Origin of the sequence: Oceanicaulis sp., assembly GCA_040112665.1 — a bacterium.
In the GTDB taxonomy this organism is placed as follows: Bacteria; Pseudomonadota; Alphaproteobacteria; order Caulobacterales; family Maricaulaceae; genus Oceanicaulis.
This window is the reverse complement of the sequence record CP157796.1, coordinates 1,429,119-1,454,846: the sequence shown is the minus strand read 5'-3', so window position 1 is coordinate 1,454,846 and position 25,728 is coordinate 1,429,119. Positions and strand designations below refer to the sequence as shown.

At 67.5% G+C, this 25,728-nt stretch carries 25 protein-coding genes and 1 tRNA gene; 15 read left to right on the top strand and 11 right to left on the bottom strand.

What is annotated here, in order from left to right; all coding sequences use genetic code 11:
- Positions 1–3: 3 nt before the first annotated feature.
- Complete coding sequence (locus tag ABL308_06940) at positions 4–1,143, bottom strand: serine hydrolase domain-containing protein (protein XBQ17611.1); 1,140 nt, start codon at positions 1,141–1,143, stop codon at positions 4–6.
- Between the two features lie 37 nt (positions 1,144–1,180).
- On the bottom strand, positions 1,181–2,758 hold the full coding sequence (locus ABL308_06935; protein ID XBQ17610.1) for a PfkB family carbohydrate kinase: 1,578 nt from the start codon (positions 2,756–2,758) through the stop codon (positions 1,181–1,183).
- A gap of 24 nt (positions 2,759–2,782) precedes the next feature.
- Here ABL308_06935 and ABL308_06930 point away from each other — a divergent pair, with 24 nt between their 5' ends.
- The 4 genes from ABL308_06930 to ABL308_06915 all read left to right on the top strand — a co-directional run bounded on the left by ABL308_06930 (position 2,783) and on the right by ABL308_06915 (position 5,329).
- Positions 2,783–3,658, top strand: coding sequence for a CoA ester lyase (locus ABL308_06930; protein XBQ17609.1), 876 nt, complete (start codon positions 2,783–2,785; stop codon positions 3,656–3,658).
- Positions 3,659–3,661: 3 nt separating this feature from the next.
- Positions 3,662–4,003: an arsenate reductase (glutaredoxin) gene (gene arsC / locus ABL308_06925; GenBank protein XBQ17608.1), complete on the top strand. Its 342-nt coding sequence runs from the start codon at positions 3,662–3,664 to the stop codon at positions 4,001–4,003.
- A gap of 6 nt (positions 4,004–4,009) precedes the next feature.
- Positions 4,010–4,243: a hypothetical protein gene (locus tag ABL308_06920; GenBank protein ID XBQ17607.1), complete on the top strand. Its 234-nt coding sequence runs from the start codon at positions 4,010–4,012 to the stop codon at positions 4,241–4,243.
- A gap of 75 nt (positions 4,244–4,318) precedes the next feature.
- Positions 4,319–5,329, top strand: coding sequence for a glycerophosphodiester phosphodiesterase family protein (locus tag ABL308_06915; protein XBQ17606.1), 1,011 nt, complete (start codon positions 4,319–4,321; stop codon positions 5,327–5,329).
- Here ABL308_06915 and ABL308_06910 read toward each other — a convergent pair.
- From ABL308_06910 to ABL308_06895, 4 genes are all read right to left on the bottom strand, one after another.
- Positions 5,326–7,191 (bottom strand): nucleoside-diphosphate sugar epimerase/dehydratase, encoded by a 1,866-nt coding sequence (locus ABL308_06910; protein XBQ17605.1) that lies wholly within the window; start codon positions 7,189–7,191, stop codon positions 5,326–5,328. The genes ABL308_06915 and ABL308_06910 overlap by 4 nt on opposite strands.
- Before the next feature lie 206 nt (positions 7,192–7,397).
- A complete protein-coding gene (locus ABL308_06905; protein ID XBQ17604.1) occupies positions 7,398–8,906 on the bottom strand; it encodes a phosphomannomutase/phosphoglucomutase in 1,509 nt (502 codons plus the stop codon).
- 24 nt (positions 8,907–8,930) lie between these two features.
- Complete coding sequence (locus ABL308_06900) at positions 8,931–9,920, bottom strand: KpsF/GutQ family sugar-phosphate isomerase (protein ID XBQ17603.1); 990 nt, start codon at positions 9,918–9,920, stop codon at positions 8,931–8,933.
- Between the two features lie 70 nt (positions 9,921–9,990).
- Positions 9,991–10,218: a hypothetical protein gene (locus ABL308_06895; protein ID XBQ17602.1), complete on the bottom strand. Its 228-nt coding sequence runs from the start codon at positions 10,216–10,218 to the stop codon at positions 9,991–9,993.
- A 258-nt stretch (positions 10,219–10,476) separates the two neighbouring features.
- Between ABL308_06895 and gpmA the strand changes: the two genes are divergently transcribed.
- From gpmA to ABL308_06875, 4 genes are all read left to right on the top strand, one after another.
- Positions 10,477–11,196: a 2,3-diphosphoglycerate-dependent phosphoglycerate mutase gene (gene gpmA / locus ABL308_06890; protein ID XBQ17601.1), complete on the top strand. Its 720-nt coding sequence runs from the start codon at positions 10,477–10,479 to the stop codon at positions 11,194–11,196.
- Positions 11,193–11,780, top strand: a complete 588-nt coding sequence (gene ribD / locus ABL308_06885) for a bifunctional diaminohydroxyphosphoribosylaminopyrimidine deaminase/5-amino-6-(5-phosphoribosylamino)uracil reductase RibD (GenBank protein XBQ17600.1) — start codon at positions 11,193–11,195, stop codon at positions 11,778–11,780. Before gpmA ends, ribD begins: the two co-directional genes overlap by 4 nt.
- Positions 11,781–11,882: 102 nt before the next feature.
- Positions 11,883–13,181, top strand: coding sequence for a pentapeptide repeat-containing protein (locus ABL308_06880; protein XBQ17599.1), 1,299 nt, complete (start codon positions 11,883–11,885; stop codon positions 13,179–13,181).
- An 85-nt stretch (positions 13,182–13,266) separates the two neighbouring features.
- Complete coding sequence (locus ABL308_06875) at positions 13,267–15,327, top strand: NAD(+) synthase (protein ID XBQ17598.1); 2,061 nt, start codon at positions 13,267–13,269, stop codon at positions 15,325–15,327.
- Positions 15,328–15,444: 117 nt separating this feature from the next.
- Here ABL308_06875 and ABL308_06870 read toward each other — a convergent pair whose 3' ends face one another.
- Entirely contained in the window at positions 15,445–15,915 is a 471-nt protein-coding gene (locus ABL308_06870; protein XBQ17597.1) for an Hsp20 family protein, read from the bottom strand.
- 245 nt (positions 15,916–16,160) lie between these two features.
- Here ABL308_06870 and ABL308_06865 point away from each other — a divergent pair, with 245 nt between their 5' ends.
- Entirely contained in the window at positions 16,161–17,120 is a 960-nt protein-coding gene (locus ABL308_06865) for a methyltransferase (GenBank protein XBQ17596.1), read from the top strand.
- Positions 17,117–17,773 (top strand): hypothetical protein, encoded by a 657-nt coding sequence (locus ABL308_06860; protein XBQ17595.1) that lies wholly within the window; start codon positions 17,117–17,119, stop codon positions 17,771–17,773. Before ABL308_06865 ends, ABL308_06860 begins: the two co-directional genes overlap by 4 nt.
- Here ABL308_06860 and hisN read toward each other — a convergent pair.
- The 3 genes from hisN to ABL308_06845 all read right to left on the bottom strand — a co-directional run bounded on the left by hisN (position 17,770) and on the right by ABL308_06845 (position 19,975).
- Positions 17,770–18,582 carry a histidinol-phosphatase gene (gene hisN / locus ABL308_06855; GenBank protein ID XBQ17594.1) on the bottom strand — a complete coding sequence of 271 codons (813 nt, stop codon included), beginning with the start codon at positions 18,580–18,582 and terminating at the stop codon, positions 17,770–17,772. The genes ABL308_06860 and hisN overlap by 4 nt on opposite strands.
- Positions 18,579–18,971: a helix-turn-helix transcriptional regulator gene (locus ABL308_06850; GenBank protein ID XBQ17593.1), complete on the bottom strand. Its 393-nt coding sequence runs from the start codon at positions 18,969–18,971 to the stop codon at positions 18,579–18,581. Before ABL308_06850 ends, hisN begins: the two co-directional genes overlap by 4 nt.
- A gap of 134 nt (positions 18,972–19,105) precedes the next feature.
- Entirely contained in the window at positions 19,106–19,975 is an 870-nt protein-coding gene (locus tag ABL308_06845; protein ID XBQ17592.1) for an N-formylglutamate amidohydrolase, read from the bottom strand.
- Between the two features lie 174 nt (positions 19,976–20,149).
- Between ABL308_06845 and ABL308_06840 the strand changes: the two genes are divergently transcribed.
- The 3 genes from ABL308_06840 (at position 20,150) to ABL308_06830 (ending at position 21,355) form a co-directional block, all read left to right on the top strand.
- Positions 20,150–20,518: a response regulator gene (locus ABL308_06840; protein XBQ17591.1), complete on the top strand. Its 369-nt coding sequence runs from the start codon at positions 20,150–20,152 to the stop codon at positions 20,516–20,518.
- A gap of 63 nt (positions 20,519–20,581) precedes the next feature.
- Positions 20,582–21,208, top strand: coding sequence for a hypothetical protein (locus ABL308_06835; GenBank protein XBQ17590.1), 627 nt, complete (start codon positions 20,582–20,584; stop codon positions 21,206–21,208).
- Between the two features lie 70 nt (positions 21,209–21,278).
- Positions 21,279–21,355 (top strand) — tRNA-Val (locus ABL308_06830).
- A gap of 106 nt (positions 21,356–21,461) precedes the next feature.
- Here ABL308_06830 and ABL308_06825 read toward each other — a convergent pair.
- Complete coding sequence (locus ABL308_06825; protein XBQ17589.1) at positions 21,462–22,577, bottom strand: reverse transcriptase domain-containing protein; 1,116 nt, start codon at positions 22,575–22,577, stop codon at positions 21,462–21,464.
- A 199-nt stretch (positions 22,578–22,776) separates the two neighbouring features.
- Between ABL308_06825 and ABL308_06820 the strand changes: the two genes are divergently transcribed.
- Together ABL308_06820 and ABL308_06815 are read left to right on the top strand one after the other, a co-directional pair.
- Positions 22,777–23,502 carry a hypothetical protein gene (locus tag ABL308_06820; protein XBQ17588.1) on the top strand — a complete coding sequence of 242 codons (726 nt, stop codon included), beginning with the start codon at positions 22,777–22,779 and terminating at the stop codon, positions 23,500–23,502.
- A 352-nt stretch (positions 23,503–23,854) separates the two neighbouring features.
- Positions 23,855–25,036, top strand: coding sequence for a tyrosine-type recombinase/integrase (locus tag ABL308_06815; GenBank protein ID XBQ17587.1), 1,182 nt, complete (start codon positions 23,855–23,857; stop codon positions 25,034–25,036).
- The last annotated feature ends 692 nt before the right edge of the window (positions 25,037–25,728 follow it).

Below are 25,728 nucleotides of genomic sequence, written 5' to 3'. Positions count from 1 at the left end.
GGTCTAAAGACAGCCGTACGCCGCTTCGATCAGGGCCTTGGCCCGCTCGTCGCCGACCAGAACGTCCATCTGCCGGTTCATCACATAGGCGCCCGAAAGCCCCCGCACCGGGTCGGCGAAACCGCACGAACCGCCGAAGCCGTAATGACCGACCGCCTCGGGTTCGGGCCCGAACGCGCCGCTGTCTCTGTTGATCATCGGCCCCGCGGCGAAGCTGAGATCGAAGGGCAGCACCCGGTCCTCGCCCGACGCCCGGGATTTCAGCGATTTAGAGACGGTTTCAGGCGAGATGAACGCTTCGCCGCCGAGCTTTCCGCCGGTGGCGAACACCCCCATCAGCCGGGCGATCGCCAGCGCCGTACCGTGCCCGTTCGCGGCCGGAAGCTCCGCCGAACGCCAGGCCGCAGCGCCGCGCCGTCCGGGGGAGGACCAGGGCTTGAGGAAAGCGATCTCCTTGATTTCGCTCATCTTACCGAGGTTCGGCGCGCGCGGCGGCAGAACGTGCTCTGCGGCGCGAGGCTGATCCTCGTCGGCCACCCCGATATGAAAATCGATCCCCCGCGGCCCGCAGATCTCCTCGCGCAAAATCCCGCCCACGGTCAGGCCGTCGGGATGGGCCCGGCGCACGACTGCATCGGCGATCACGCCATAGGTGATGGGGTGGTAGCCAGACCCTTCGCCGGGCGCCCAGAGCGGCGCCATCGAAGCCAGCCGGTCTTCCATGAGTTCCCGGTCGAACCAGTCAGAGGCTTCCATCTCGAAGGGGATTCCCGGCAGGCCCGCCTGGTGCGACAGCGCCTGTGCCAGGGTGACCGCGCCTTTGCTCTCGGCGGCGAATTCGGGCCAGACCTCCGCGATCGGGGCGTCGTAATCGAGCCGCCCCTGATCAACCAGCCGGGCGACGACCAGCGCGGTGATCGCCTTGCCGGTGGAGAAGACCGGCGCGATCGTGTCCGCGCCCCAGGCGCGCGATTTCCTGCGGTCGGCGAACCCGCCATGCAGGTCGACGAGCGTCCGCCCGTCCTGGACCAGCGCGAAGGCCGCGCCGATCTCTCCGCGGGAGGCGAAATTGTCTTCGAAGGCCTCGCGGACCGGCTCGAAGCCGGGCGCGACATGGCCGAGTACGGGAGCGTGGGAGGTCATGGGCGCGAGGTAGACCCTCCCCGGCCCGCGCGCAAGTTCACGCGAAGATCGCCATCCTCAGGCCTCGGGCGTCCCTTGGCGGATCCTCCGGCAGCTGGATGTTCACCCCCTCCGCGATCCGCCGGGCGGCGAGCGCGCCCAGCCCGGCGTCGATGAGATCATCGGGTGCGCACAGCGCGCGCTTGAACGGGTGGGGCTCGAAGATCGCGCGCGGTAGGCGCTCGGCTTCAAGAAGGTTCAGGCGCTCCTCGCGGCCCTCGGCCAGACGCTTGGGATGGGCCGCAGGCCGGCCGGCGATCGCAGTGAAGACGAGCTCGGGATGCACCTCGAACACCGCGCCTTCGAGCCCCGGCCCCATCAGAGCGTCCACCTCGCGCAGCTTCGGGAACAGATGCCAGCATTGTTTCGAGATCCCCGGCCCGCCTTCGGCGCGGTTGATCTCCAGCGCTTCTTCATAGCTTTGCGCCCTCAGCGTTTCGCGCAGCGGGGCGGAGAAAACCGAAGAGCGCCGCTCGCCGAGCCTCGCCCGGGCGAGCCGTTCGCAGGCGCGCCCGCCCGGCGCAGCGGGCCGGCTCTCGAACCCGATCGGCATGTCGACCGCGATGATCTGCGCCTCGGTGTCGAGCACGTCCTCGAAATGGGTGAAAAAGCGCGCTCTGGGCAGGGCCAGACCGTTGAGGTCGATCTCGATCGCCGCCCAGCCGCCCTTCGCCCCGTCCACGCCCAGCGCGGTCACCGGACGCGACGCGCCCACCCGGCGCATATGCGGCCGCGTCGTCATCGGCAGGGGCTGGATCGGCGGGGCTGGTAGCTCGGGCAGGCCGAGCCTGCGCGCAAGATCGAGCAGATCGAACGTCGCCGTGGCCGCGATCGCCGCCGCCTCGCGCCAGTCGCGCCCGCCCTTCAGCCGCTCGGCGAGGGCCCAGGCGGCGAAGAGGTCCCCCGTGCCGTTGGGCGCGTCCGGCACGCGCGGCAGGGCCCCGGCCCAAGCCCCGGTCGCATTCACCACGATGAAGCCGACCTCGCCCGGCGCCGCGCTCGTCGAGGTGACGATCGCGGCGGGGGCGAGCTTGCGGGCGCACTCCACCACCATGTCGTCGTAAGGATCGGCGTGCGGATGGCCCGTGAGCCAGGCGAGCTCGAACCGGTTCGGCGTGATGATGTCGGCGAGCGGGACCAGACGTTCACGCTGCGCCCGCGCGGCCGCCTCGGGCACGTAGAGCCGGCCCGGTCCCGCGGGCGACGCGTCGCCGATGATCGGATCCACCATGACGATCAGATCGCGCCGCTTCGCCCTGGCCCGTTCGATAAAGCCGGCGGCCGCCTCGACCTGTTCGGGCGTGCGGAAATAGCCCGTCAGGATCGCGTCGGCCTCATCGATCACGCCCTGATCTTCCATGGCGGCGAGCGTTGTGGCGATCATGTCTGCAGAGACGTCCCCGCCGCCGGGCGCGCCCTGGCCCGGATGGCGGCCCATCACCACGGTGGGGACCAGATCGGCGCGGATTCCGCGCGTTTCGAGCACGGCCGCGCCGAGCCCCCCGCCGACCCGGCTTCCCGAGACGAGCGATGAGATCACGACGACGCGCGGCCGGTCCTTTCTGGTCAAGCTCATGGCGGTCTTGTAAGCCTTCGGCCCATGACTGACGAGACCGCTCCGCCCCGGCTCCTGCGCTCGGCCCTGTTCGTGCCCGGCGACAAGCCGCGCGCGATCGACAAGGCGCCGTCATTGGGCGCGGACGCGCTTATGCTCGATCTCGAAGACGCCGTCGCGCCTGAAAGGAAAGCCGAGGCGCGGAAGGCTGCGCCCGCCGCGATCGCACGGTTCAGGGAAGCCGGAGCGCTGTCCGTGCTCAGGATCGCCGCGCCGGACTCTCCTGATCTGGCGGCCGACGTCAGCGCCGCCGCCGCAGCCGGTCCCGACGCCGTGCTGATCGCCAAGGTCGACAGCGCCGAGGCGCTGGGCGCGGTGCGCGGCGCGCTCGCCGAGGCGGGCTGGGCGGGGCCGCTCTGGGCGATGATCGAAAGCCCGGCGGGGCTTCTGGCGCTCGAACACTCGAGCTGGCGCGCCGAGGGGCTGGGGCTGCAGGCTGTGATCGCGGGTACGAACGACCTCGCCGAGCTGCTGCGCCTGCCCGACGGCCCGCAGCGCCGCAGCGCGCTGGAGCCGCATCTGGCGCGCCTGGTTCTGGCGGCGCGGGCTGCGGGGCTTACAGTGCTGGACGGGGTGTACAACGCCTATCAGGACGCAGCCGGGTTCATCGCGGAAGCCGAGGCGGGCCGCACCATGGGGTTTGACGGCAAGAGCCTGATCCACCCCGCCCAGGTCGGCCCGGCCAACGCCGCCTTCGCGCCGACCGTCGGGGAGATCGCCTGGGCGGAGCGCATCGTCGCGGCGTTCCAGGATCCCGCGAACGCGGGCAAGGGCGCGGTCCCGGTGGACGGGCGCATGGTCGAGGCGATGCACCTCAAAGCCGCCCGCGCGTTGCTCGAAGCATCGAAACTGAAGGACTGAACGATGGAATTCTGGCATAATCCCCGATGCGCGAAATCGCGCGAAGCCCTGGCGCTTCTTCGCAGCAAGGGGATCGAGCCCGAAGTGCGCGAGTATCTGAAAACCCCGCCGAGCCGGGACGAGATCGAAGCGGTGGTGCGCAAGCTCTCGCTGAGCAGCGCGCGTGATCTCATGCGCACCAAGGAAGCCGTCTACAAGGAGCGCGGCCTGGCCGAGGTCGAGGACGAAGCCGCGCTGATCGACGCGCTCGCCGAGGAGCCCAGGCTCATCGAGCGCCCGGTGCTGATCAACGGACCGAAGGCGGCGATCGGCCGGCCGGCCGAAAACATACTCGAAGGGGTGTAGGGGGCGATGGGCGCCGACCTCGCGATCCTGGCCGGACTGGCCGCCGCGGGGAGCCTGGCGCTCGGCGTGCCCTTGCGCCTGTTCGGCTGGCGCGTGGTCTGGGGCTCGGTGCGCGCCGCGCTGGGCTGGATCCGCCGCCATCGCTTACTGGCGCTGCTGGTCCTCGTCGTCGGCGCGATCGCGGGGCTGTGGACCTTCGAGAGCATTCGCGAACTCGCCTTCGGCCTGTTCTTCCGCTAGCCGTCACGCAATCGTCACCCACCGGGACGCCGGCCGCACTATGATGTGGGCGGTGTTTCTTTCAGGGTCTGTGACATGCGCGCCGCCAGCATTCTCGCTTTCAGCCTCCTCGCCGCCGCCTGCGCGGCGGAGACGCCCGACGCCCCTGCAGCCGGAGCGGTCTACGACTGGTCCACGCTGACCGGCGTTCCGCCGCTGGTGATCGCTCATCGCGGCGCCTCCGGCGAGCGGCCCGAGCACACCGAAGCGGCCTATGCGCTGGCGCTCGAACAGGGCGCGGACGTGCTCGAACCCGATCTTCAGATGAGCGCTGACGGCGTGCTGATCGTCCGCCACGACCCGTATTTGTCGACCTCGACCGACATCGCCGAGCGGCCGGAGTTCGTCGACCGCAGGGCGGTGCGCAACGGCCGGGAGGACTGGTGGGTGATCGACTTCACCGCCGCAGAGCTGCGCACGCTGAAGGCCCGGCAGGTGTTCGACGATCGCGACCGGTCTTTCGACGACCAGTTCGCCGTGCTCACCTTCGGCGACTTCCTCGACTTCGTGTCCGAGCGCGAGATCCTGTGCGATTGCCGCATCCCGATCGAGCCGGAGATGAAACTGCCCGCGCTCTACGCCGGCGCCGGGCTCGATCCCGCCGCAGCGCTGCTAGGGGCGCTGTCAGAGCGCGGACGCGCCGAAGGGGACGGGGCCGTGGTGATCCAGTCCTTCGATCCGGCCTTCCTTCAGGCCCTGGCGCCGCAGACCGATCTGCCGCTCGCCATGCTTTACGCCGGCCCGGCGGAGGACGGTTTCAACGCCGGCGGCCTCACCCTGGCCGAGATCGCGGAGTTCGCCGACGGGGTCGGGGCGTTCAAGGGCGTGCTTCTGAACACCGACGGGACCAGCACCGGATATCTTGAAGCCGCCCATGCGCTCGGCCTGGAGGTTCACGCCTGGACGGTGCGGGATGACCGCGCCCCGGTCACCGGAGAAACGGTCGAGGACGAGTTACGCGCGCTCTACGCGCTCGGCGTGGACGCGGTGTTCACCGACCATCCCGCCACGGCGGTGCGGGTCCGCGAGGCGATGGGCCGGAACTAGAGCGCGCTGCGCTCGCTTTCGGGCTCGGGCGGGCTGTCGAATACGACCGGGCGGTAATGCACGTAGCGGTGCGCCAGAACTTCCCGGATCATGGCGCCGTCGCGGGCCTTGCAGGCCGCCTCCAGCCGGGCGACGAGACCGTTGAGCACCGACGCCTCCAGCTCCTCCTGCTTTTCGCTGAGGATGAGCGGATGTTCGGTGCCGTCCGCCTGCTTTGAGACGAACAGCTCTTCGGCGAGCTTCTCGCCGGGCCTGAGGCCGGTGAACGTGACCAGGATCTCGCCGGATCGCGCCGGGCCGTCCTCGGCGAAGCGCGGGGTGTAGCCGGCCAGTCGGATCATCCGGCACGCCAGATCGATGATGCGGACCGGCTCGCCCATGCCCAGAACGAAGGTCTCGCCCCCCTCGCTCAAACGGCCGGCCTGGACCACCAGCTGGGCGGCTTCGCTCAGCGTCATGAAATAGCGCGTGGCTTCGCGGTGGGTGACCGTGACCGGCCCGCCCCGTTCGATCTGCTCACGGAAGAGCGGCGCGACAGACCCCGAGGAGTCGAGCACGTTGCCGAAGCGGACCACGGCGAATTTCGTGCCGGACTGGTTGTTGGAGAAGCTGTGGCAGACGAGCTCGGCCAGGCGCTTGCTCGCGCCCATGATGTTGGCCGGCCGCACGGCCTTGTCGGTGGAGACGAGAACGAAGGTCTCCACGCCCGCCCGGATCGCGGCGCGAGCCATGCGCGCAGTGCCCAGCGCATTGTTGCGCACCGCGTCGATCATGTTGGATTCGACCAGGGGCACGTGCTTGTAGGCGGCGGTGTGGAAAACCGCGTCGACCTCGTGCTCGCGCAGGATCTGCTCCATCCGGGTCTCGTCCTCGACGGTCCCGAGATGACCGGCGACCCGGTCGGCGAGCGTCTCATTGACGGCGCGCAGCCGCCTCAGGATCGCGTAGAGAGCGTATTCGGACTGCTCGACCAGGACCAGCCTGCGCGGCTTCTGCCTGAGGATCTGGACGCACAGCTCGGAACCGATCGATCCGCCCGCCCCGGTGACCAGGATCGACCGGTCACGGATCATCGGCTCGATCAGCTCGCGCCGCGGCGGGACGGGATCGCGGCCGAGCAGGTCTTCGGGCGTGATCGCGCGGACCTGACTGAGCGGCGCCTTGCCCGCGAGAATGTCCTGCAGGTCGGGCACGGTGCGCACCGGCTGTTCGAGCGGTTCGAGCCGATGCAAGATTTCGCGCCGCCGCGCCGCGCTGATGCTGGGCATGGCGAGCATGATCACGTCCGCGCGGGTGCGGCGGACGACGTCGAGCACGTCGGCCGCGTCATAGACCCGAACCCCGCCGACACGCAGTCCGTGTACGGCGGGATTATCATCGACGAAACTGGTGACATGGTGGCGGCCGCGCTCGCGCAGCGCAGCGAGCAACTGCCGACCCGCCGCTCCCGCGCCGTAGATCAGCACACGCTCGCGCTGCCGGGCACGCCGTTCAGTCAGGAACGCCCGCAAACCGATGCGCCCGCCACCGGTCAGAAACACCAGAAACGCGCCGAAAATGACCCCCGCCCCAGGCGGCTGGCGCGTCAGGTCGATGAATGCGGACGCGATGATCAGCAAGCCGCCGAGACCAGCTGCGGCGAAGCTGGCGCGCAGGATGTCGACGTCGCGGGCATGCGCGATCGGACCATAGAGATGGCCGCCGACATGCGCCGCTACGACGAGCGCCGCCGCCGCACCGAGAATGAGAGGCTGGTAGCCGGCGAGGAAGGGCGCGAACGGCGTGGTGAGGTAGTGCGCCGCCGTGAAGCACACGAGGATCGCAGCCAGGTCGTAGCCGACCTTCAGCAGACGCTTAGGCAAGCCGGGGAGCGCCACGAGCCCGGACATGGCCCGCCGGATGCTGACGAAGGCCGTGCGCCTCGCCGCTTTCGATTTCCGTGGCACGCTGGGTGCTCCTGTGCCGCCGTCGTCGGGGCGACCTCCCCCAGCCGGGTCGCCGTCAACCAAATCGCTAAAGGCCTGCGAATTCAGAAAAAACCTACCGCCCGTGACAGGGATTGTAAACCTCAGAGAGATTGATCGAATTCGCCGATTTCCTCGTGTCGCGCGAGTTCGCCTCGAATGACACTGAAAATTGTGCGCATGTCCTCATCGCTTGTCAGGCTTTCGACCACGATCACGAGGTTGGGCGAGTTCGAGGAGGCGCGCACCAGCCCCCAGGCCCCGTCGTCGAGCACGAAGCGCACGCCGTTCACGGTGATCAGATCGACGATTTTGCGGCCTGCGACCGTCTCACCGGCGTCACGCATCGCTTCGAAGCGCGCTTTGATCCGGTCGACCACCTCGTACTTCACCTCGTCCGCGCAGCTCGGCGACATGGTCGGCGAGCCGTAGCTGACCGGCAGGGCCGCGCGCAGGTCCGACAGGGATTTGTCCGGGTTGCGGTCGAGCATCTCGAGGATCGCCCGCGCGCTGACCAGCGCGTCGTCATAGCCGCGCCCGATCGGCGGCTGCATGAAGAAATGGCCCGACTTCTCGAACCCGGCCAGCGCGCCGATCTCGTTGGAGCGCCGCTTGATGTAGGAGTGGCCGGTCTTCCAGTACTCCGTGCTCGCCCCGTTCTGCGCCAGCACCGGATCGGTCTTGAACAACCCCGTGGATTTCACGTCGACGACGAATTTCACGCCCGGATGCTCGCCGGACAGATCGCGCGCCAGCATCAGACCGACCTTGTCGGCGAAAATTTCCGCGCCGGTCTCGTCGACCACGCCGCAGCGATCGCCGTCCCCGTCGAAGGCGAGGCCGCAATCCGCGCCGGTCTCGCGCACGGTCTCGGCGACCGCGTGCAGCATCTTCATGTCTTCCGGGTTCGGATTATAGCGGGGGAAGGTGTGGTCGAGTTCGCAATCCATCTCGACCACTTCGACGCCCATGGCGCGCAGCACGTCCGGCGCGAAGGCCCCCGCCGTGCCGTTGCCGCAGGCGCAGACCACCTTGAGCTTGCGCTTGATCGAGGCGCCCTCGGCGACGTCGGCCTTGTAGGCTTCGGTGACGCCAGGCTGGCGGACATAGCCGCCGCCGGAGCGGGCGACGCCGAGATCGTTGAGCACGATGTCTTTCAGCCGGCTCATCTCGTCGGGCCCGAAAGTCAGCGGGCGCTCCACCCCCATCTTCACCCCGGTCCAGCCGTTATTGTTGTGGCTGGCGGTGACCATGGCCACGCTTTCCACACCAAGGTGGAACTGGGCGAAATAGGCCGTGGGAGAAAGCGCCAGACCGATATCGTGCACCTCGATCCCGGCCTGCATCAGACCGACCTGCAGCGCCTGCTTCACGCCGAGCGAATAGCCGCGGAAATCATGGCCGGTGACGATTTTCGGCGCCTTGCCGAGCTCGTGCAGCAACGTGCCGAGCCCCAGGCCCAGCGCCTGCACGCCGTAAAGATTGATCTGCGGCGGCTTGTCAGAACCCGGATGGCCGAACCACCAGCGCGCGTCGTACTCGCGAAAACCGGTCGGCGCGACCTGCGCCTCGGTCTCGAATTCGAACGTGTTCGGCTTGAGATCCGACCTCATGACGTCTCCGTTTCCCGCTGCGCGTCAGCTTACGCCTGCGCGCAGAAGATCGTGAATATGCAGCAGGCCGACCGGACGGCCGCCTGGGTCACATACGAACAACTGGGTGATTTTCCGTTCCCCGACGGTCATCCGCCGCAAGGCGTCCGAGGCGAGAGTGTCGGGCGTGATCGTCGCCGGTCCGGCCGTCATCACATGCTCGACCGCGGTCTCGACGAGGTCGGGCGCCATGCGCCGTCTCAGATCGCCGTCGGTGATCATGCCCGCCAGCGTTCCGTCCTCGCCGACCACGCCGACGCAACCGAACCCCTTGCCGCTCATCTCGATGAGCGCGGCGCCCATGCCGGTTCCGGTGCGCACCAGAGGCATGTCCTCGCCGGCGTGCATCAGGTCTTCGGCGCGCGCGAGCGCGGAGCCGAGCGCGCCGCCGGGATGAAAGCGGGCGAAATCGGAGGCGGTGAACCCGCGCGCTTCGATCAGCGCGACCGCCAGAGCGTCGCCGAAAGCGAGCATCATCGTGGTCGAGGTCGTCGGCGCCCGGGTCTCTCCGCAAGCCTCGGCCGCCTTGGGCACCAGCAGAACCTGATCGGCGCCGCGGGCGAGCGTCGACTCCGCGCCCGACGTCATCGCCAGGAGCGGCACGCCGAAGCGGCGGCAATAGGCGATGAGATCGCCGAGCTCGCGCGTCTCTCCGGAATTGGACAGCGCCAGCACCGCGTCGTCGGGCGTGATCATGCCCAGATCGCCATGGCTGGCTTCAGACGGGTGGACATACTGGGCCGGCGTGCCGGTCGAGGCGAAGGTCGCGGCGATCTTGCGCGCGACATGGCCGGACTTGCCGACCCCGGCGAGCACCAGCCGCCCCTTCAGGCCCGCGATCAGGCGCACCGCGGCGAGCGCGTCCGCGCCGATCCCGGCTTTCAGCGCCTCGAGCCCCGCGATCTCGAGCTCGAGCGTGCGGGTCATCGCCGCGGTCAGGCGCGCGTCGTCACCAAGGGCGGGAAATGCGTCCATCGAGCGCCTTTCAATGCACAGTCGCGCGGGCATAGACGACCGCGGCGCAGCCGTCCACCCGGCCCGCCTGTCAGGCGTAATTGAGCGCCATGTGCGGGGTCACGAAGGCGAGGAATTGCTGCAGGGTCTCGGCCTGCTCGGTCTCGACGATGCGGGCGGTCAGCCCCACGCCGGGCTGGGTGAGGTAGAACACGCAATCTTCAGAGCGCTCGGCGAGATCCTCGGCGAAGCGTGCGACCAGACGATCGAGCGCCTGGGCCTCGGTCTCGTCGGTCAGCGTGACCACGATGCGTTTCACGGCTCGCCCCCCGGCGTTCCACCCACCTTGCGCGGGCTCCGATACCTCGCCGGCTCCTCGTCGCCACGAAACTTTGAGACCGTCTTGGGCGGCATGCAAGACATTCCGTGGCGGCGGGCAGGCACAAGATTTCGAACTCTTCACAACGCGCGCCGGTTCCCGCCTTTCGCGCAACCGTTTGCACGGCCCGGCTCGACGCCTGCGCGCGGGAGGGTTAAACCCCTGCCGCCCGCCCGAACCGGCAAGGAGGAACGACCGATGACCCGCCTGGTGCTCACCCGTCACGGCCAGAGTCAGTGGAATCTGGAGAACCGCTTCACCGGCTGGGTCGATGTCGACCTCACCGAGCAGGGCGAGGCCGAGGCCCGGCGCGGCGGCGAGCTTCTCAAGGCCGAGGGTTTCGAGCCGGACTTCGCGTTCACCTCGGTGCTCAAGCGCGCGATCCGCACGCTCTGGATCACGCTGGAAGGCGTGGACCGGGTCTGGATCCCGGTGGAGAAAACCTGGCGGCTGAACGAGCGCCATTACGGCGCGCTGACCGGGCTGAACAAGGACGAGACGGCGAGCGAGCACGGCGCGGACCAGGTGCAGATCTGGCGGCGCTCCTACGACACCCCGCCTCCGCCGCTGACGCTCGAGGACGAGCGCCATCCCCGCTTCGACGCGCGCTACGCCGCGCTCGACCCTGACGCCCTGCCGGCGACCGAGAGCCTGAAGCTGACGCTTGAACGCGTCGCGCCCTATTTCGACGACGCGATCGCGCCCAAGCTCGACAGCGGCGCGGACGTCATCATCTCAGCGCACGGCAACTCCCTGCGCGCGCTGCTGATGCGGCTCTTCGGCGTGTCGCCCGACGACATCATGGGCTTCGAGATGCCCACGGGTAATCCGCTGCTGATCGAGACGACCGGCACGAGACCGACCGCCGCGCGCTATCTCGACGAAGACCGCGCCAAGCCCCTGCCGCCCTGCCCATGAGCGCGCGGCCGGTCACGCCGGACGATTTCAGATACATGGACGCGGCGCTGGCGCTGGCTTTCGCCGTCCTGGGCTCGACCGCGCCGAACCCGGCGGTGGGCTGCGTGATCGTCCGCGGCGGTCGGATCGTTGGGACCGGCGAGACCGCGCCTGGTGGCCGCCCTCACGCCGAAACCATCGCGCTCGACGCCGCCGGAGACGCGGCACGCGGCGCCAGCGTCTACGTCACGCTGGAGCCTTGCGCACACACCGGGAAGACCCCGCCCTGCGCCGAAGCGCTGGTGCGGGCCGAACCGGCCGAGGTGATCGTGGCTTGCCGCGATCCGTTCGAGCAGGTGGCCGGACGAGGGATCGAAATCCTGAAAGCGGCGGGGATCACCGTCATCGAGGGCGTAAGGGAGCGCGAGGCCTGCGCGCTGAACGCCGGGTTTTTCTCCCGGCTGGAAACCGGGCGGCCGCTGCTCGCCGCCGATCCCCGGCCCGCGCTCTTCGACGCCGAGCTGAGTCTTGCGCCTGGCGAGAGCGAAGACGAGGCGCTGGCCCGCGCCGGCGCGGCGGGGCTGACCCGGCTGCGCAAGCCTTGAGCCCCGCAACGCAGCGTTAAGGCGCCTTGAGCCATAGTGAAGGTTCGAGCGGGCGCGATGAACGCGGCCCCGCACCCTTCCGGAGCGGTTCGAGATCGCGTGATGATCGGCAAACCGATTGAATTCAAGCCGATGAGCCAGGCCGAGGTCGACACGGCCTGCCGCAAGCACGACTTCCTGATGTCGGGCCGGATGGGCGGCGCGCGCGCGAACTTTTCCTATCGGATCCTGCGCGGGCTCGACCTGTCAGGCCGCAATCTCGCAGACGCGGACCTGTCCGGCGCGGTTCTGGAGGGCGCGAACCTATCGGGCGCGAACCTCACCCGGGCGACGCTGTTCGCCGCCGATCTCAGGCGCAGCAACCTCGCCGGCGCGGTGCTGCATCGCGCCGACATGCGCGGCGCGGTCCTCAGAGGCGCGGACCTGACCGGCGCGGACCTGTCCCAGGCCGACCTCAGGGAAGGCGCGATCGCCCAGGTCGATCGGGAGAAGGGCCTCGCGGTCATCACCCATGAACAACGCCCCGGCGAGGCGTCAGACGCGATCTTCGCGCGCGCCAATCTCAGCCAGACCAAGATGGCCGGCGCCGTGGCGCAGTCCGCCGACTTCTCCGACGCGGTGCTGATCGGCGCCCGCCTGACGCGCGCCAATCTCAGGAACTCCCGCTTTCCCGGCGCCAATCTCGAAGGCGCGGACCTGCAGGGCGCGGACCTCACCGACGCGGATTTGCGCGACACCGTGCTGATCGGCGCGCGCATGGACATGGCGAAAACCCACGGCGCGGACATGACCGGCGCGCTGCGGGACGCCCCGCCCGCCGCGATCGCCGACCCCGGCGGGGAGACCGCGAAAGCCCTCGACCGTCATGCGCGCTGGTGCGAAACCGGCGGCGCGGAGGGCGAGCCCTCCACCTTCAACGGCAAGGACTTGCGGGGCCTGAAAACCCTCGCGCGCCGCAACCTCACCGCTCTTCAGGCGCGCGGCGCCGTGCTTTACGGGCTCGACATGGAGGGCGCGGAGCTTCAGGGCGCGAAGCTTGCGAACGCCGATCTTCGCATGGCGTGCCTGCGCGGGGCGGATCTGCGCGGGGCCGATCTCGACGGCGCGCGGCTGAACAACGCCGATCTCAGGGAAGCCAAGCTCGGCCCGCTCATCCTGCCCGGAGACCGTCTGCTCGCCGCATCGCTGGCCGCCGCCATCCTGCGCTACGCCGACCTGTCCGGCGCGGATCTGCGCCATGTGAAAGCGACGGGGACGGACTTCTCCTTCGCACGGCTTCACGGCGTGGACGTCAGGCGAGCCAGCTTCTCAGGCGCCTGCTTCACCGGCGCCCGTCTGCCGGTCGATTTCGCCTCCACCGCCGAGGACCTTTCCGGCGCGGTGGACGTTCCGGCTGCCTGATCGCGCAATGATTGCCGGGCCCGGCGGGCCCGGATATATACTCCGCGCGAGCATAAGTCCGAGCAGCCCGCCGAGCGGAGCCTGAATGGCCGAATTTCACAATCTGTACCGCCACGGCATGGCGCGCGCGGCCGTGTTCGCGCCCGAAGTCGCTCTGGCCGAACCCGACGTCAACGCTGAAATCGTGCTCGAACTCGCCGGGCGCGCCGACGCCGAAGGCGCAGCCTTCGCGCTTTTTCCCGAGCTGACGCTGACCGGATACTCCGTGGACGACTTGCATCAGCAGGGCGCGCTGATCGCAGCGACCGAGAAAGCCGTCCGCCGCATCGTCGAGGCGAGCGCAGACCTCGCGCCCGTGATCGTTTTCGGCGCGGCGCTGCGGCATGGCGACCAGCTCTTCAACTGCGCGATCCTGGCCCATCGCGGAGCGATCCTGGGCGTCGTGCCGAAAAGCTTCCTGCCCAATTACCGCGAATTCTACGAAAAGCGCTGGTTCTCCGACGCCTCGGGCGTCGTCTCGGACACCATCGAGATCGACGGCATGGCAGCGCCGTTCGGGACCGATCTGGTCTTCGAGGCGAAAGACGTCGCCGGGCTCGTCCTGCATGTCGAGATCTGCGAGGATTTCTGGGCGCCGATCCCGCCCAGCCTTCACGGCGCGCTGGCCGGCGCGACGGTGATGCTCAATCTGTCCGCGTCGAACGCGACCATCGGCAAGGCGCGCGAACGCGCCGCCCTGTGCGATGCGCAATCGCGGCGCACCATGGGCGCCTATGTCTTCGCTGCCGCCGGGCCGGGGGAAAGCACGACCGATCTCGCCTGGGACGGCCAGATCCTGGTCTATGAGCAGGGCGCGTGCCTGGCCAGCGGCGAGCGTTTCAAGAACGGCCACGCGGAAGTTTACGCCGACATCGATCTCGAACGCATTCGCGCGGACCGGCTGCGGCTGTCGACCTGGCGGGATGCGATCGCGCGCGAGGCGGACCGGGTGAAGGCCTTCCGCCGGATCGGCTTTGAACTGAACCCGCCGCGCGATCGCGCGCTGGGGCTCCGCCGGCCGCTCGATCGCTTCCCCTTCGTGCCCAACGATTCAGAGCGGCTGGACGAGGATTGCTACGAGGCCTGGAACATCCAGGTGCAGGGCCTGGTCCAGCGCCTGAAGATGACGAAGATGACCCGCGTGGTGATCGGGGTTTCGGGCGGGCTGGATTCCACCCAGGCGCTGATCGTCTGCGCCCGCGCCTTCGACCGGCTAGGGATGGACCGTTCGGGCATCCTGGCGGTGACCCTGCCCGGCTTCGCCACCTCGGACAAAACCCGCGACAACGCCATCGCGCTCATCAAGGGGCTGGGCGCGGAACATCTCGAAATCGACATCCGCCCGGCCGCCGAGCGCATGCTCGAAGATCTCGGCCATCCGTATGCGGAGGGCGAGAAGCGCTACGACACGACGTTTGAGAACGTCCAGGCGGGCCTGAGGACCGATTACCTCTTCAGGCTGGCCAATCAGGAGAACGGGCTGGTCGTCGGCACCGGTGATCTGTCCGAGCTGGCGCTGGGCTGGTGCACCTACGGGGTGGGCGACCAGATGGCCCACTACAACGTCAATTCCGGCGTGGCCAAGACGCTGATCCAGCACCTGATCGCCTGGACGGCGCGGCGCGGCGCCTACGGTGCGGACGTCTCGCGGCTGCTCGAGGCGATCCTCGACACCGAGATCTCGCCCGAGCTCGTCCCCGCCGAAGACGAGACCGACATTCAGTCCACTGAGAGCGTGATCGGGCCCTATGCGCTGCAGGATTTCACCCTGCACTACGCCGCCCGCTTCGGCTTCGGTCCGGCCAAGATCGCCTTCCTGCAGCACGAAGCCTGGGGCGACGTCACCCGCGGAACCTGGCCGCCTCATGTCTCCGAGTCAGACCGCCGGGATTATTCCATGGCCGAGATCGTCCGCTGGCTCGACGTCTTCGCGGCGCGCTTTTACGGCTTCTCCCAGTTCAAGCGCTCGGCAATGCCCAACGGGCCGAAGCTCACCAGCGCCGGCGCGCTGAGCCCGCGGGGCGACTGGCGCATGCCGTCAGACAGCCCCGCGACCGTCTGGCGCAACGAGATCGCCGCGATGAAGGCCGAGCTGGGGCTGAAATAAAAAGCGGCGCGCCGGTGGGCGCGCCGCGAGTTTCGGGGGGAAAGTCGTGTGAACGCTCACCGCCGGGCGGCGGGCCGGGGAAGCACCCGCGCCCGGACGGTTGCGTTCAAGGGCCGGTCAGGCCGCGTCGGCCTTGCCGGTCTCGATCAGCTTTGCGCCGGACTTGCCGTTGATGGCGATCTGGCGCGGCTTCTTCGCCTCGGGGATTTCCCGCTCGAGACGGATGGACAGAAGGCCGTTCTCCAGCGCCGCGTCGCGCACATGCACGTTGTCGGCGAGGTGGAAGCGGCGCTCGAAGGAGCGCTCTGCAATGCCGCGATGCAGGAAGCTGCGCTGCTCGGCCTCGTCGGCCGCCGCGCGCTTGCCCGAAACGGTCAGCACGTTCTCCTGGACCTGGATGTCCAGATCGTCCTCGGAGAAGCCCGCGACCGCCAGTTCGATGCGGTATTCGTGCTCGCCGAGCTGCTCGATATTGTAGGGGGGATAGCCCGCGCCGGGCTCTTGCTTGGCCGCGGTGTCGATCATGTCCGCGAGCCGGTCGAAGCCGACAATGGTGCGGTAAAGCGGCGTGAAGTCGATGGTACGCATGTGATCCTCCTCAGAAGCGATCATGAGCCGGGCGCCGCCCGGCGGTCTGGTTTCGGTCCCGCCCCTCCGGCCCGTTCGGCCCCGGCGGCGCAGGTCTGACGAGGCCCCGTTCGGCGGCCTCGTGACTTGAGTTGGGGAGCCGCTCCGCTCCCTGCAAGACCTTCCGGGCCGAAAAGCGCGAACCCCTTGCCCGCAGGGCGCTTCGCGGGTTTGATCGCGGCCGAGCAGTATCGCTGGAGCTCTTGATGATCCGCCGTTTCGCCCTCACAGCCGCCCTCCTCGCCCTCGCCGCCTGTTCGGGCGAAACCGCCTCTGAAGACACTGATCGCGAGACCGAAGAAGCGCAAAGCGAGGCCGACGGCGCGCAGGCCGGGCTCGCCGTCGCCCCGCCCCAGACGCTCGAAGAGGCCGTCGCCGGCGCCTGGCGCAGCGAAGCCGCCCGGGCTCGGGACGGCTGGCGCAATCCGGCCGAAACGATCGAGTTCTGCGGCGTGGATCCGGCCGGGACGGTGGTCGAGATCTGGCCCGGCGGCGGCTGGTACACCGACATCATCGCGCCCTGGATCGAGACCCGCGGCGGGACCTATGTGGCCGCCTGGCCGCCCGTCGATCCGGCCAATGAACGCGCCGCCGCGTTTCAGAGCCGCTTCCTGGAGCGCTTCGAGACCGATCTTTATGGCGCGGCGACCCTGATCGAATTCGGCCCCGAGACCGGGCCGATGATGAACGAGCAGCCCGCCGACGCGATCCTCACCTTCCGCAATGTGCACAACTGGATGGCCGCCGGCTTTGCGGAGAAGGCCTTCGCCGATTTCTACGCCGCGCTGAAGCCAGGCGGCGTGCTGTGCGTTGTCGAACACCGCCTGCCGTCGAGCCGGGTGCAGGACCCGCGCGCAGCCTCGGGCTATGTCCAGCAGGACTATGTCGTCGCCCTCGCCGAAGAGGCCGGGTTCGAATTCGGCGCGAGTTCTGAAATCAACGCCAACCCGGCCGACACCGCCGACCACCCCTTCGGCGTGTGGACGCTGCCGCCGGTCAGCCGGACGTCCGATTTCGGCGCGCCGGCCGATCCCGATTTCGATCGCGCGCCCTATGACGCGATCGGCGAAAGCGACCGGATGACCCTGCGCTTCATCAAACCTGAAAGCGCCGAGGCCGCGCCGGGCGCGGAAAGCGTGATCGAAGAAGACGGCGAAGACCGATGATCGCCGCGCTCGCACTCGCCCTCGCCCTGCAATCGGCAGGTCCGCCGCCCGAAGCCCGGTCGGTCCCGCTCGAGACGGTGTTTCCGTTCTGGACGGACTATCTCGACCTGCCCGAGGACGAGCGTGACGCGTTCGAGCTGGGCTACAGCATCACAACCCGGACCCAGCCCGAAGACCGGGGATCCTGGTCGTACTGGGTCGACGCCGGCGACGGGCCGCAGCCGGTCACCCCGGACCAGGGCGGCCTGATGACGCCGCCGGACCGCGAGGCGTTCGAGCGCGGCGCGGTCCTCATCACCGACGCGCCTCAGGGCGGGGTGGCCGTGTCGATGACCCTCACTCTGCCCGGCGCGGCGAAGACCGAGTACACGCTCGCCGAGATCGAGGCGGCGCTCGAACAGTCGCGCCGGGCGATGCGGTCTCTGATGGGATTGCGCGCGCTGGTCATGCCGCGCATGGACGCGGTGCGGTTCGACTTCGACGGTCCGGCGCCGGATGCGGTGCTGATCGGTGAAGACGGCGCCGAAGCGCCGATCGAGTCCGTATACGGCGAAAGCGTGATGGTCCGTCCCGGAGACCGCATCTATCGCGGCGCGGTCGCGGTCCGGTTCGGCCGGCCGCCCGTCGCCGCCCTGCTGGAAGTTTCGCGCTAGACCGCCGCGAGGATTTCCAGCGCTTCAGCGTGCAGCGCTTCGGTCGCCGCCGCGACGACCCGTCCGCCCTCATGGCACGGCTCGCCCCGCCAGCCTGTGACCACGCCGCCCGCGCCGTGGACCACCGGCATGAGCGCGGCGACGTCCCAGGATTTGAGCCCGCTTTCGACCACCAGATCGACCCCGCCCATCGCCAAAGCGGCGTAAGCGTAGGCGTCGAGCCCGTAGCGGGCGAGCTTGCTCCGCTTGCGGATCGTCTCGAACGCATCCGCCTCGGCGCCGGTGAAAAGATACGGGTCGGTCGTGCTGATGATCGCGCCCGAAAGCGCAGTGCATCCGCGCGTCGCCAGCTTGCGGCGGCCTTCGCCGGTCTCAAGCCAGGCGCCGCCTGCGGTCAACCCGGTGAAGCGCTCGCCGGTGAAGGGCTGGTCGATCACCGACAGGCGCGGGCCGCCCTGGTCGCTGAGGGCGATGAGCACGGTCCAGGTGGGAAGGCCGGCGATGAAGGCGCGCGTGCCGTCGATCGGGTCGAGCACCCAGGTCCGGCCCGACCGCCCGGCGGTGGCGCCGGCCTCCTCGCCGAGTACGGCGTCGCCGGGACGCTCCCGCGCGATGAGGTCTCTCAGCGCCGCTTCGACGCCGCGATCAGCCTCGGTCACGGGATCGAAATCCGCGCCGGGCTTGGCGTCGACGGCGGTCGATGCGGATCGGAAGTGCGCGAGCGCGATCGGCCGCGCGGCGTCGGCGAGACGCCGCGCGAACGTCAGATCGGCTTCATCGTCAGTGTGCGTACGAGCGTCCGGCGTCACGCCGCGTCGTCGTCACGCGGCGCAGGGTCGAGCGCGCGCGCAAGCTCGAGCAGGCGGCGGCGCGGCCGTTCGTTGAGCTTGTAATAGGCGCGTACCAGGTCGAGCGTTTCTTTCTGCGAAAGAATGTCCGCAGCGATCTGCTCGCTTTGAGGGACGACCGGCTCGCCGGTGCCCTGAAGACCCTCGTAGAAATATTGCACCGGCACGTCGAGCGCCTCGGCGATCTCGAACAGGCGGCTGGCGCTCACCCTGTTCGCGCCGCTTTCATACTTCTGAACTTGTTGGAAACGAATGCCGACGGCTTCAGCCAGCTGCTGCTGGGTGAGGCCCAGCAAGCGCCGCCGCCGGCGGATCCGCTTTCCCACGTGATGATCAATTTCATTCGTCATGTCTAAACCCTCGCCCCGCAAGTCGCCCCCGGACGGCATTGCGAAGAATTGATGACAACCCTGTCCGGTTTGGTTTGTACAGACATTTGCACAGCGCGAAAACACGCCTGAGATTGCACCAGGCAGGAATACTGCTATTCAGCCGCGATTCGGCTCGCAGGCGACTCCAAAACCATCCGGCCCATCCAGACGTCGAGGGCGGCGGAGAGCGACGCAAGACCGCGGCTCGGACTGACGGCGAGTTCGTCCATATACAATCCACGGTTTATTTCAATCTGTAAAGCCTGGACCCCGCGCGAGGGCCGGCCGTAATGCTCGGTCGTATAGCCGCCCGCATACGGACGATTACGCACGACCGCAAAGCCGATGTCGCGGAACGCCGCCTCCGCCCGAGCCACCAGGGCCCGCGAGCATGATGCGCCGTAACGGTCGCCCAGCACCACGTCAGCGCCGCGCGCGCTGGCCGAGGGCATGGAATGGCAGTCGATCACGACCGCCTCGCCGAACAGCGTCGCGGCCCGATCGATCTCACGTCGCAGCGCGGCGTGATACGGCGCGTAATATCGCTCAATGCGGCGGCGCGCCTCTTCAAGCGCGATCCGTCCGGGATAAAGCGCGCGCCCGTCGGCGGCCAGGCGGGGCACGACGCCGAGCCCCGCCGCCGCGCGCGAACTCGCCTCGCCGGAGAGACGCGCGCGCGGCTCGAACATGTCGGGGTCGAGCTCTTCCGGGCCGCGGTTGGGATCGACGAAAACGCGCGGAAAATTCGCCCTGACGAAAGGCGCGCCGTGCCGCGGCGCGGACGCGAACAGTCGATCGACATAAGCGTCCTCGGATCGCCGCAGGATCGGCAGGCGGACCGGCGTCTGGCGGGTGAGCTCTTCGGTGTACGCGCGTCCCGAATGGGGCGAGGCGAAGACGAACGGCGTCGTGCGCACCGCCGGCGCGTCCACCGCGACGGGCGGCTCGGCTTCAGGATCTTCAAGGCGCGTAAGTGGGTCCATGGCGCTTATCTTCTCGCTGAAAGAACGGGGGTCAACAGGGCCGGCGCGGACGCGACGACTCGTCTCGCTGCGACAGGGTGCAGATGAACGCTTCGCCGCGCGGAGCGTTCAGCGGACCTTTACCGTCCTGTGTCATGGTCCCATCGTGGTGGAACGAAAAAGGGGGAGGCCGGCATGGCCCGCATTCTTCTCGCAGAAGACGACGACTCGATGCGCGACTTTCTCGCCAAGGCGCTGTCGCGCGCCGGGCACGACGTGATCTCCGTGGCCGACGGCGAAGACGGCCTGGACCGGCTGGGCGACACGCCCGGCGGCTACGACCTGCTTTTGACCGACATCGTCATGCCGGGCGTGGACGGCATCGAGCTGGCGCGCCGCGCCGCCGAGGTGGATCCGGCCCTGAAGATCATGTTCATCACCGGCTTCGCCGCCGTCGCGCTGAACGCGGGCAGCGGCGCGCCCAAGGACGCCAAGGTGCTGTCCAAGCCCTTTCATCTGCGCGACCTCGTCGACGAGGTGGCGCGGGTGACCGCCGCAGCCTGACCGGCCCGCTTGCCTCTTCCTCCTGCGCGGGCTCATAGTGAGCCCTGCAAGGGGAGAGACAACATGCGTGATGGACGTTCACCGGCCGCTTTTACGACCTTCGTCGCACTCATGGCCGCCGCGGCGGCCGGACCGGCGTCGGCGCAGGCCGAACCGCCGGGCGCGGCCGGGCTCGATCCGCTGTTCGCGTGCCGCGACATCGCCGCACCGGACGCGCGGCTCGCCTGCTTCGACCAGGCGGTCGCCGCGCTCGATCAGAGGCGCGAGAGCCTGGTGGTCGTCGACCGCGCCGAGATCGAGGCGGTCGAGCGCGACAGTTTCGGCTTCTCCCTGCCCAGCGTCGGCGCGCTGTCCTCCCTGTTCAGCCGGGACGGCGCCGATCACGCAGGGCTGTCCGCCGGGGAAACCGGGAGCGCGGACGCCGGCGGTGTGACGGTTCTCGAACGCGGCGGGGACGGACAGGTCGACGCGGTCGAGGTCGCAGTCGACCGTGTGCGGACTGTGGGCTACGACACCCAGCGCTTCTACCTGGCCAACGGTCAGGTCTGGGAGCTGCTCGAAGGCGTGGACCGTAACCGCCTGTTCGTGCGCGACGACAGCACGGTGATCATCCGGCGCGCCGCGCTGGGCAGTTACATGCTGCAGGTCGACGGCCGCGGGGCCGCCCGCCGGGCGCGTCGGGTCGAGTAATCGCGTCGCCTGCACCTGCGCTCTTGCGCGGTCAGGCCGGCGGCGGTATATCGCCGCCTCCCCTCGGGACGGGCGCGTAGCTCAGTTGGTCAGAGCACTACGTTGACATCGTAGGGGTCACAAGTTCGAATCTTGTCGCGCCCACCATCATACCCCATTGAAATAGATAGCTTTCCTTGAAGCGCCGCAGCGACGGCAGCTTGGAACGCATGTGAACGTTGCCAAGCGTTGCCATCGCTGCTCGTGAATCGGATCACCTGGGGACGTTCAGGATGCGCCGCATCTCAGCCAGGCGCGCAAGGAATCTGGGAGCATCCGGGAAAGCACCCTCAGCTCCGGCGAGCATGTTCGGCACCTTCGTCCCATGCGTAACTTCTCCATCGAAAGCCTCGTCTGCCTCGCTTAGCAGCCGGCAAAAGAACCAGTCCTCCTGATCCTCCAGCCGCTCGACGGAGACATGGGCGCCTCTACGGCTGAAATGGCATCCCAGGAATTCGAAGCCCTCTTCGAGGCTAACTATGCGAGGCCTACCCCTCAGGCGGAAAGGTCCGGCAGGATGTGAAGCGAGCACATCCTCAAGGGCTCTCAACAGGCTAACCGCCCTGTCCTCACTTTCTGACAGCATCAGGTGATCGTCAGAATAGGAGCAGAAGAACGGTACATTTCCCGCTACGCGCTCAACCAGGTCACGGAGGTCGGAGATGACGACCTCAGCGAGGTACGGGGAAATAGCCGAGCCTTGCAGAAGACCGGTCCAATCGCCTGAGGCAAGTAGGCCGAGTTGACCGAGAGAGGAGGTAGAGAGCGAGTCGCTCCGGTGGGCTTCCTCTCCCACGAAACGATAGCTGCGCGGTAGCAGCACCGTTTTTGCCACCTGCTCAGGGAGCAGGGACATCTCCATGGCAGCGCCCTGGTTTACGCTGCCATAGAAATCCTGAATGTCCGCGACTATGGCGTACTTGAGGTCCGGACGGGCCATTGCGCGACGAAGGTCCTTTCGAGCCGCAATTGGACCGCCGTTCAGTGCGTATTGATGATCGCGCCACCGCCGCGAAGCGAAGAGTACATCCTGAGCCACCCGCTGCTTCACCCGAGCCTCGCGCGAGAAGTCGCACACTCGGCGATATCCGCCCCGCGGCTTTTCCTTTCTCGCGATGAACGACGGCTCCAGAGTTGGCTCGTTCATCCTTATTCGCTTCGACATTGCAACCAGTTGCAAAGCGTTAAGAGCCCCCTCGCCTAGCTCCTTATTCCACAGCCGCGAGACGTGCGCCAACTTCACGCTGGCGGACATCACGTAGTGTCGAATCGCGGCGCGCTCCTGTCGCTCGCTCTTCCAAAGCGAGAAGGAGGCGAGGGCTTCTAGCATGTGCGCGCGCTTGACCTCCGCTACCCGGACTTCCCGCTGAGCTTCGCGCTCGGATGCGGGGTGGGAAATCCGTTCAAAGGTCGTAGGCCATGGCCGAAAAGTGCTCATCTTTATCTATCCTTATATGATGCGCTGTCTTGCGTTCTGGGTGACGATTGGTATTATCAGGAGTCACTTATTTCAAGCCTGAGGAGCAGCTATGATCACCGTGGGATTAGCCCGCTGGTCGAAAACCCAGTCTGAGCAACAGCAGAAACACGACGCATTGTTTCGTGCCGCGGGCGCTTCCGCGCCGCCGGATTTCTTTCTTGTGGAGGAAGAAAAGCCCAACGATTCGCGATGGGATGGCTTCGTGAGCGAAGCTGTCGAGACTCTCGCCTACAGGCATGAAAGCGGTCGCATTCTCGCCTATTCTGCCTATGAGCTCGGGACCTCGCTCGAAGCCTTCGCGGAACGCGTATCTCAAATTCTGGTGCACGGCCTATCGATTGAGATTGTCCGGGAAGGGAGTGAGCTTTTCGGGGGAGAGCCTGGCGCCCGCCCCCTCATAGCAGGCAGCAATGGCGGGCGCTTCCTCTCGCGCGATTTTGAAAATGTCGCGGCGCTCTATCGGTCCATTCGCCGAGAGCGGATCAAGGCCGCGGAGGATGCGGCGAAGCTTGAGGGCAAGCCATCCGCGCGCGTGCACTTGCCTGACGCAACGCGCGATGGAATCCGCGAGGCGCTGAATCATGGCCGTGAGTCTCTGCGGGCGATTGCAAAGCGACACGACGTCTCGCTGAGAACGGTCCAACGAATCCGTGACGAACATCACGCAGGCTCGCCCGCAGCCCAGCCGCATAGGTCGCCAAGCGATGTCCTCTGGGAACTTCAGGCGCACGTTCAGCACCCTGAAGAGCACCTCTCACTTCGGCGGGACGATTAGGCATGCCGATAGCCACGAGTATCATGAAGGCCGCCGCGAAGAGTCAGATTGCTTCTACCGCAAATATGGATGTTCTAGACATTGAGCAGCTCGCCGCGCTCCTGCGATGCAGCGTGGATCACGCTCGCCGGATACCGCGGCGAGAGCTGCCCGCCTCGCGAGTGGGCAAAAAGTTGCTCTTCCTTCGAGAAGACGCTCTCGCCTACATCAAGCGCAAGCGGTCCGGCTCCCCGCCCCCGCCGGCTAATGCAAACGGACCGGCGACGCCCTCTAGCTCACCGCCGCAGTCTCGAGAGCCATCCCGGGGCGAGACAGACCTTGATTCCAGACTGTCGAGATTGCTCGCGAGCCAATGACGCAGGCAGAGACGTTCAAGCTCGGCCCGCTGACGGTGCGCCCCTACAGGAAGTCGGGCAAAGCGACCGGCCAGTGGCACATCGACATCCCGCCTCTCCTCACTCGGAGCGGGAAGCGTAAGCGCGTGCTCGCCGATAGCCGCAAGGACGCCGAGGCCCGAGCCCGCGTGATCCTCAGAGAAATACAGGCCCGGGGCGGCTTCGGCGAGCTGACGCCAGAATATGTCGACCTGACGCTGAGCGAGCTGGTCGCTGATTGGCTCGATTATCAGGAGAGCCGGGTGGAGCTTGGAAAGAAGCGTCGATCCACAGTCGTCACCAACATCTATCAGCTCAAGCCCGTGCTCGCTTTCCTGGGGGCAAGGGCGGCGAAGACGCTGAAACCCTGGGACCTCGAAGAGTATCAGTCCCACCGGCTACGGCAGGGCCGCAAGGCGCGTTCAATCAACAGCGAAATCGCAACCCTGGGCCAGGCCCTGCGATGGGGACATGAACGCGGGCTCATCGGACCGCCGCCGACGTGCGACAGCGTGCCCGCCGACAGCGAGGAGAAGGTCGTGGCGACGCCTGAGGAAGTCGTGGCGGTGCTCGATAGTCTGCGCGAGCCAGCCCGCTCCCTCGCGCTCTTCATCGCAACCACGGGCTGCCGCTGGAGCGAGGCTGCACAGCTACGCTGGATCGACGTCGACGAGATCAAAGGGATTGCGCTCGTGACTCCGCATCAAAAGCGCAAGCTGAAGACCGCTCAGAGCAAGCGCGCGATCCCCCTGCCCACCGAGACGCTCGCGACGCTGCGCAAGCTCCCGAAGACGCATGAGTGGGTCTTTCCGAGCCCCAAGACGGGAGAGCCCTACACGGCGCTCAAGAAGACCCTTGCACGCGCATCAGCCAGGCAGAAGCTCTCGCGAAATGGCGAGCCGTTCGTCATCACCGCCCAGGTCCTTCGGCGTAGCTTCGCCACCTGGCGTGCCGCGGCAGGCATCCCGCCGTTCGTACTCCAGAAGATTCTTGGTCATAGCCCTGGAAGCCGGGTGACGGCGAAATTCTACACACTGGCTCAGGATGCCCACGTTCGTGCCGCCATGGAGGGTTTTTCGCTCAAGCCAAAGCCAAAAATCGAGGCCCCGAACGACCGTCCTTTGAAGGTGAGGAAGCGGCAGCGCACCAGAAGGGACTAACCCGAGTTGCAACCGGTTGCAACGAGGCACGCGCCCAACACAGAGCCAGAAAGCCCGCTTCTTCCGTTGCAACCCGTTGCAACCGGACCCTCGGGAGTGAGAATAGTGAGAGGATTTCGAGTGAACGCGAAGCTACCAGATACCGACGCGAGCCGGGATTGCGCTCGGCTCTTTGAAATTTGCAATCGCTGGAGCGCGCGCCTTAGGCCCTCGGGATTTGATCTTTCCTCCCTTGTCGGCTTCCGCCTGCCGAAGGCGCGATATTTAGCGTCACGGCCTTACAACGGGTTCACACCGGCTGAGCGTGAGCTAAAGAGCCGTGTGGTCCGCCTGTTACGCAAGGAAGGCGTCATTCCCACCCCGACCCGATGCGACGTGCGCGAAGCGGTAAAGCGGATTGGCTTTCATAGCGAAAACTATTACGCCCTTTTTCGCTCTTGGCAGTCTGTTTTACGTGCCACATGGCAATTCACCGACGGCATCATCAGCAGGTTGAACGGGCCGGCTCACTGACACTCGCCGATCGAAGCTCATGGCAGCTACCGCTTCCAGCGCAATCAACTTCAGAGCCTGACTTTGCATCGTGGCTACGGAAAGCGTGCAGCCAATCGAATATTCCTCTTGCGGGTACCGCATTGTATCGGTGCCGCGCAGAGGATCATGCTCCACACTGGGTCGCCTATCAGGGTGAT

What these genes read in the sequence shown, in the direction of transcription:
- ABL308_06940 (XBQ17611.1), bottom strand. Translation starts at nt 1,143, where the DNA reads ATGACCTCCCACGCTCCCGTACTCGGCCATGTCGCGCCCGGCTTCGAG.
- ABL308_06935 (XBQ17610.1), bottom strand. Translation starts at nt 2,758, where the DNA reads ATGAGCTTGACCAGAAAGGACCGGCCGCGCGTCGTCGTGATCTCATCG.
- ABL308_06930 (XBQ17609.1), top strand. Translation starts at nt 2,783, where the DNA reads ATGACTGACGAGACCGCTCCGCCCCGGCTCCTGCGCTCGGCCCTGTTC.
- arsC (XBQ17608.1), top strand. Translation starts at nt 3,662, where the DNA reads ATGGAATTCTGGCATAATCCCCGATGCGCGAAATCGCGCGAAGCCCTG.
- ABL308_06920 (XBQ17607.1), top strand. Translation starts at nt 4,010, where the DNA reads ATGGGCGCCGACCTCGCGATCCTGGCCGGACTGGCCGCCGCGGGGAGC.
- ABL308_06915 (XBQ17606.1), top strand. Translation starts at nt 4,319, where the DNA reads ATGCGCGCCGCCAGCATTCTCGCTTTCAGCCTCCTCGCCGCCGCCTGC.
- ABL308_06905 (XBQ17604.1), bottom strand. Translation starts at nt 8,906, where the DNA reads ATGAGGTCGGATCTCAAGCCGAACACGTTCGAATTCGAGACCGAGGCG.
- ABL308_06900 (XBQ17603.1), bottom strand. Translation starts at nt 9,920, where the DNA reads ATGGACGCATTTCCCGCCCTTGGTGACGACGCGCGCCTGACCGCGGCG.
- gpmA (XBQ17601.1), top strand. Translation starts at nt 10,477, where the DNA reads ATGACCCGCCTGGTGCTCACCCGTCACGGCCAGAGTCAGTGGAATCTG.
- ribD (XBQ17600.1), top strand. Translation starts at nt 11,193, where the DNA reads ATGAGCGCGCGGCCGGTCACGCCGGACGATTTCAGATACATGGACGCG.
- ABL308_06880 (XBQ17599.1), top strand. Translation starts at nt 11,883, where the DNA reads ATGATCGGCAAACCGATTGAATTCAAGCCGATGAGCCAGGCCGAGGTC.
- ABL308_06875 (XBQ17598.1), top strand. Translation starts at nt 13,267, where the DNA reads ATGGCCGAATTTCACAATCTGTACCGCCACGGCATGGCGCGCGCGGCC.
- ABL308_06870 (XBQ17597.1), bottom strand. Translation starts at nt 15,915, where the DNA reads ATGCGTACCATCGACTTCACGCCGCTTTACCGCACCATTGTCGGCTTC.
- ABL308_06865 (XBQ17596.1), top strand. Translation starts at nt 16,161, where the DNA reads ATGATCCGCCGTTTCGCCCTCACAGCCGCCCTCCTCGCCCTCGCCGCC.
- ABL308_06860 (XBQ17595.1), top strand. Translation starts at nt 17,117, where the DNA reads ATGATCGCCGCGCTCGCACTCGCCCTCGCCCTGCAATCGGCAGGTCCG.
- ABL308_06850 (XBQ17593.1), bottom strand. Translation starts at nt 18,971, where the DNA reads ATGACGAATGAAATTGATCATCACGTGGGAAAGCGGATCCGCCGGCGG.
- ABL308_06845 (XBQ17592.1), bottom strand. Translation starts at nt 19,975, where the DNA reads ATGGACCCACTTACGCGCCTTGAAGATCCTGAAGCCGAGCCGCCCGTC.
- ABL308_06840 (XBQ17591.1), top strand. Translation starts at nt 20,150, where the DNA reads ATGGCCCGCATTCTTCTCGCAGAAGACGACGACTCGATGCGCGACTTT.
- ABL308_06835 (XBQ17590.1), top strand. Translation starts at nt 20,582, where the DNA reads ATGCGTGATGGACGTTCACCGGCCGCTTTTACGACCTTCGTCGCACTC.
- ABL308_06825 (XBQ17589.1), bottom strand. Translation starts at nt 22,577, where the DNA reads ATGCTAGAAGCCCTCGCCTCCTTCTCGCTTTGGAAGAGCGAGCGACAG.
- ABL308_06820 (XBQ17588.1), top strand. Translation starts at nt 22,777, where the DNA reads ATGATCACCGTGGGATTAGCCCGCTGGTCGAAAACCCAGTCTGAGCAA.
- ABL308_06815 (XBQ17587.1), top strand. Translation starts at nt 23,855, where the DNA reads ATGACGCAGGCAGAGACGTTCAAGCTCGGCCCGCTGACGGTGCGCCCC.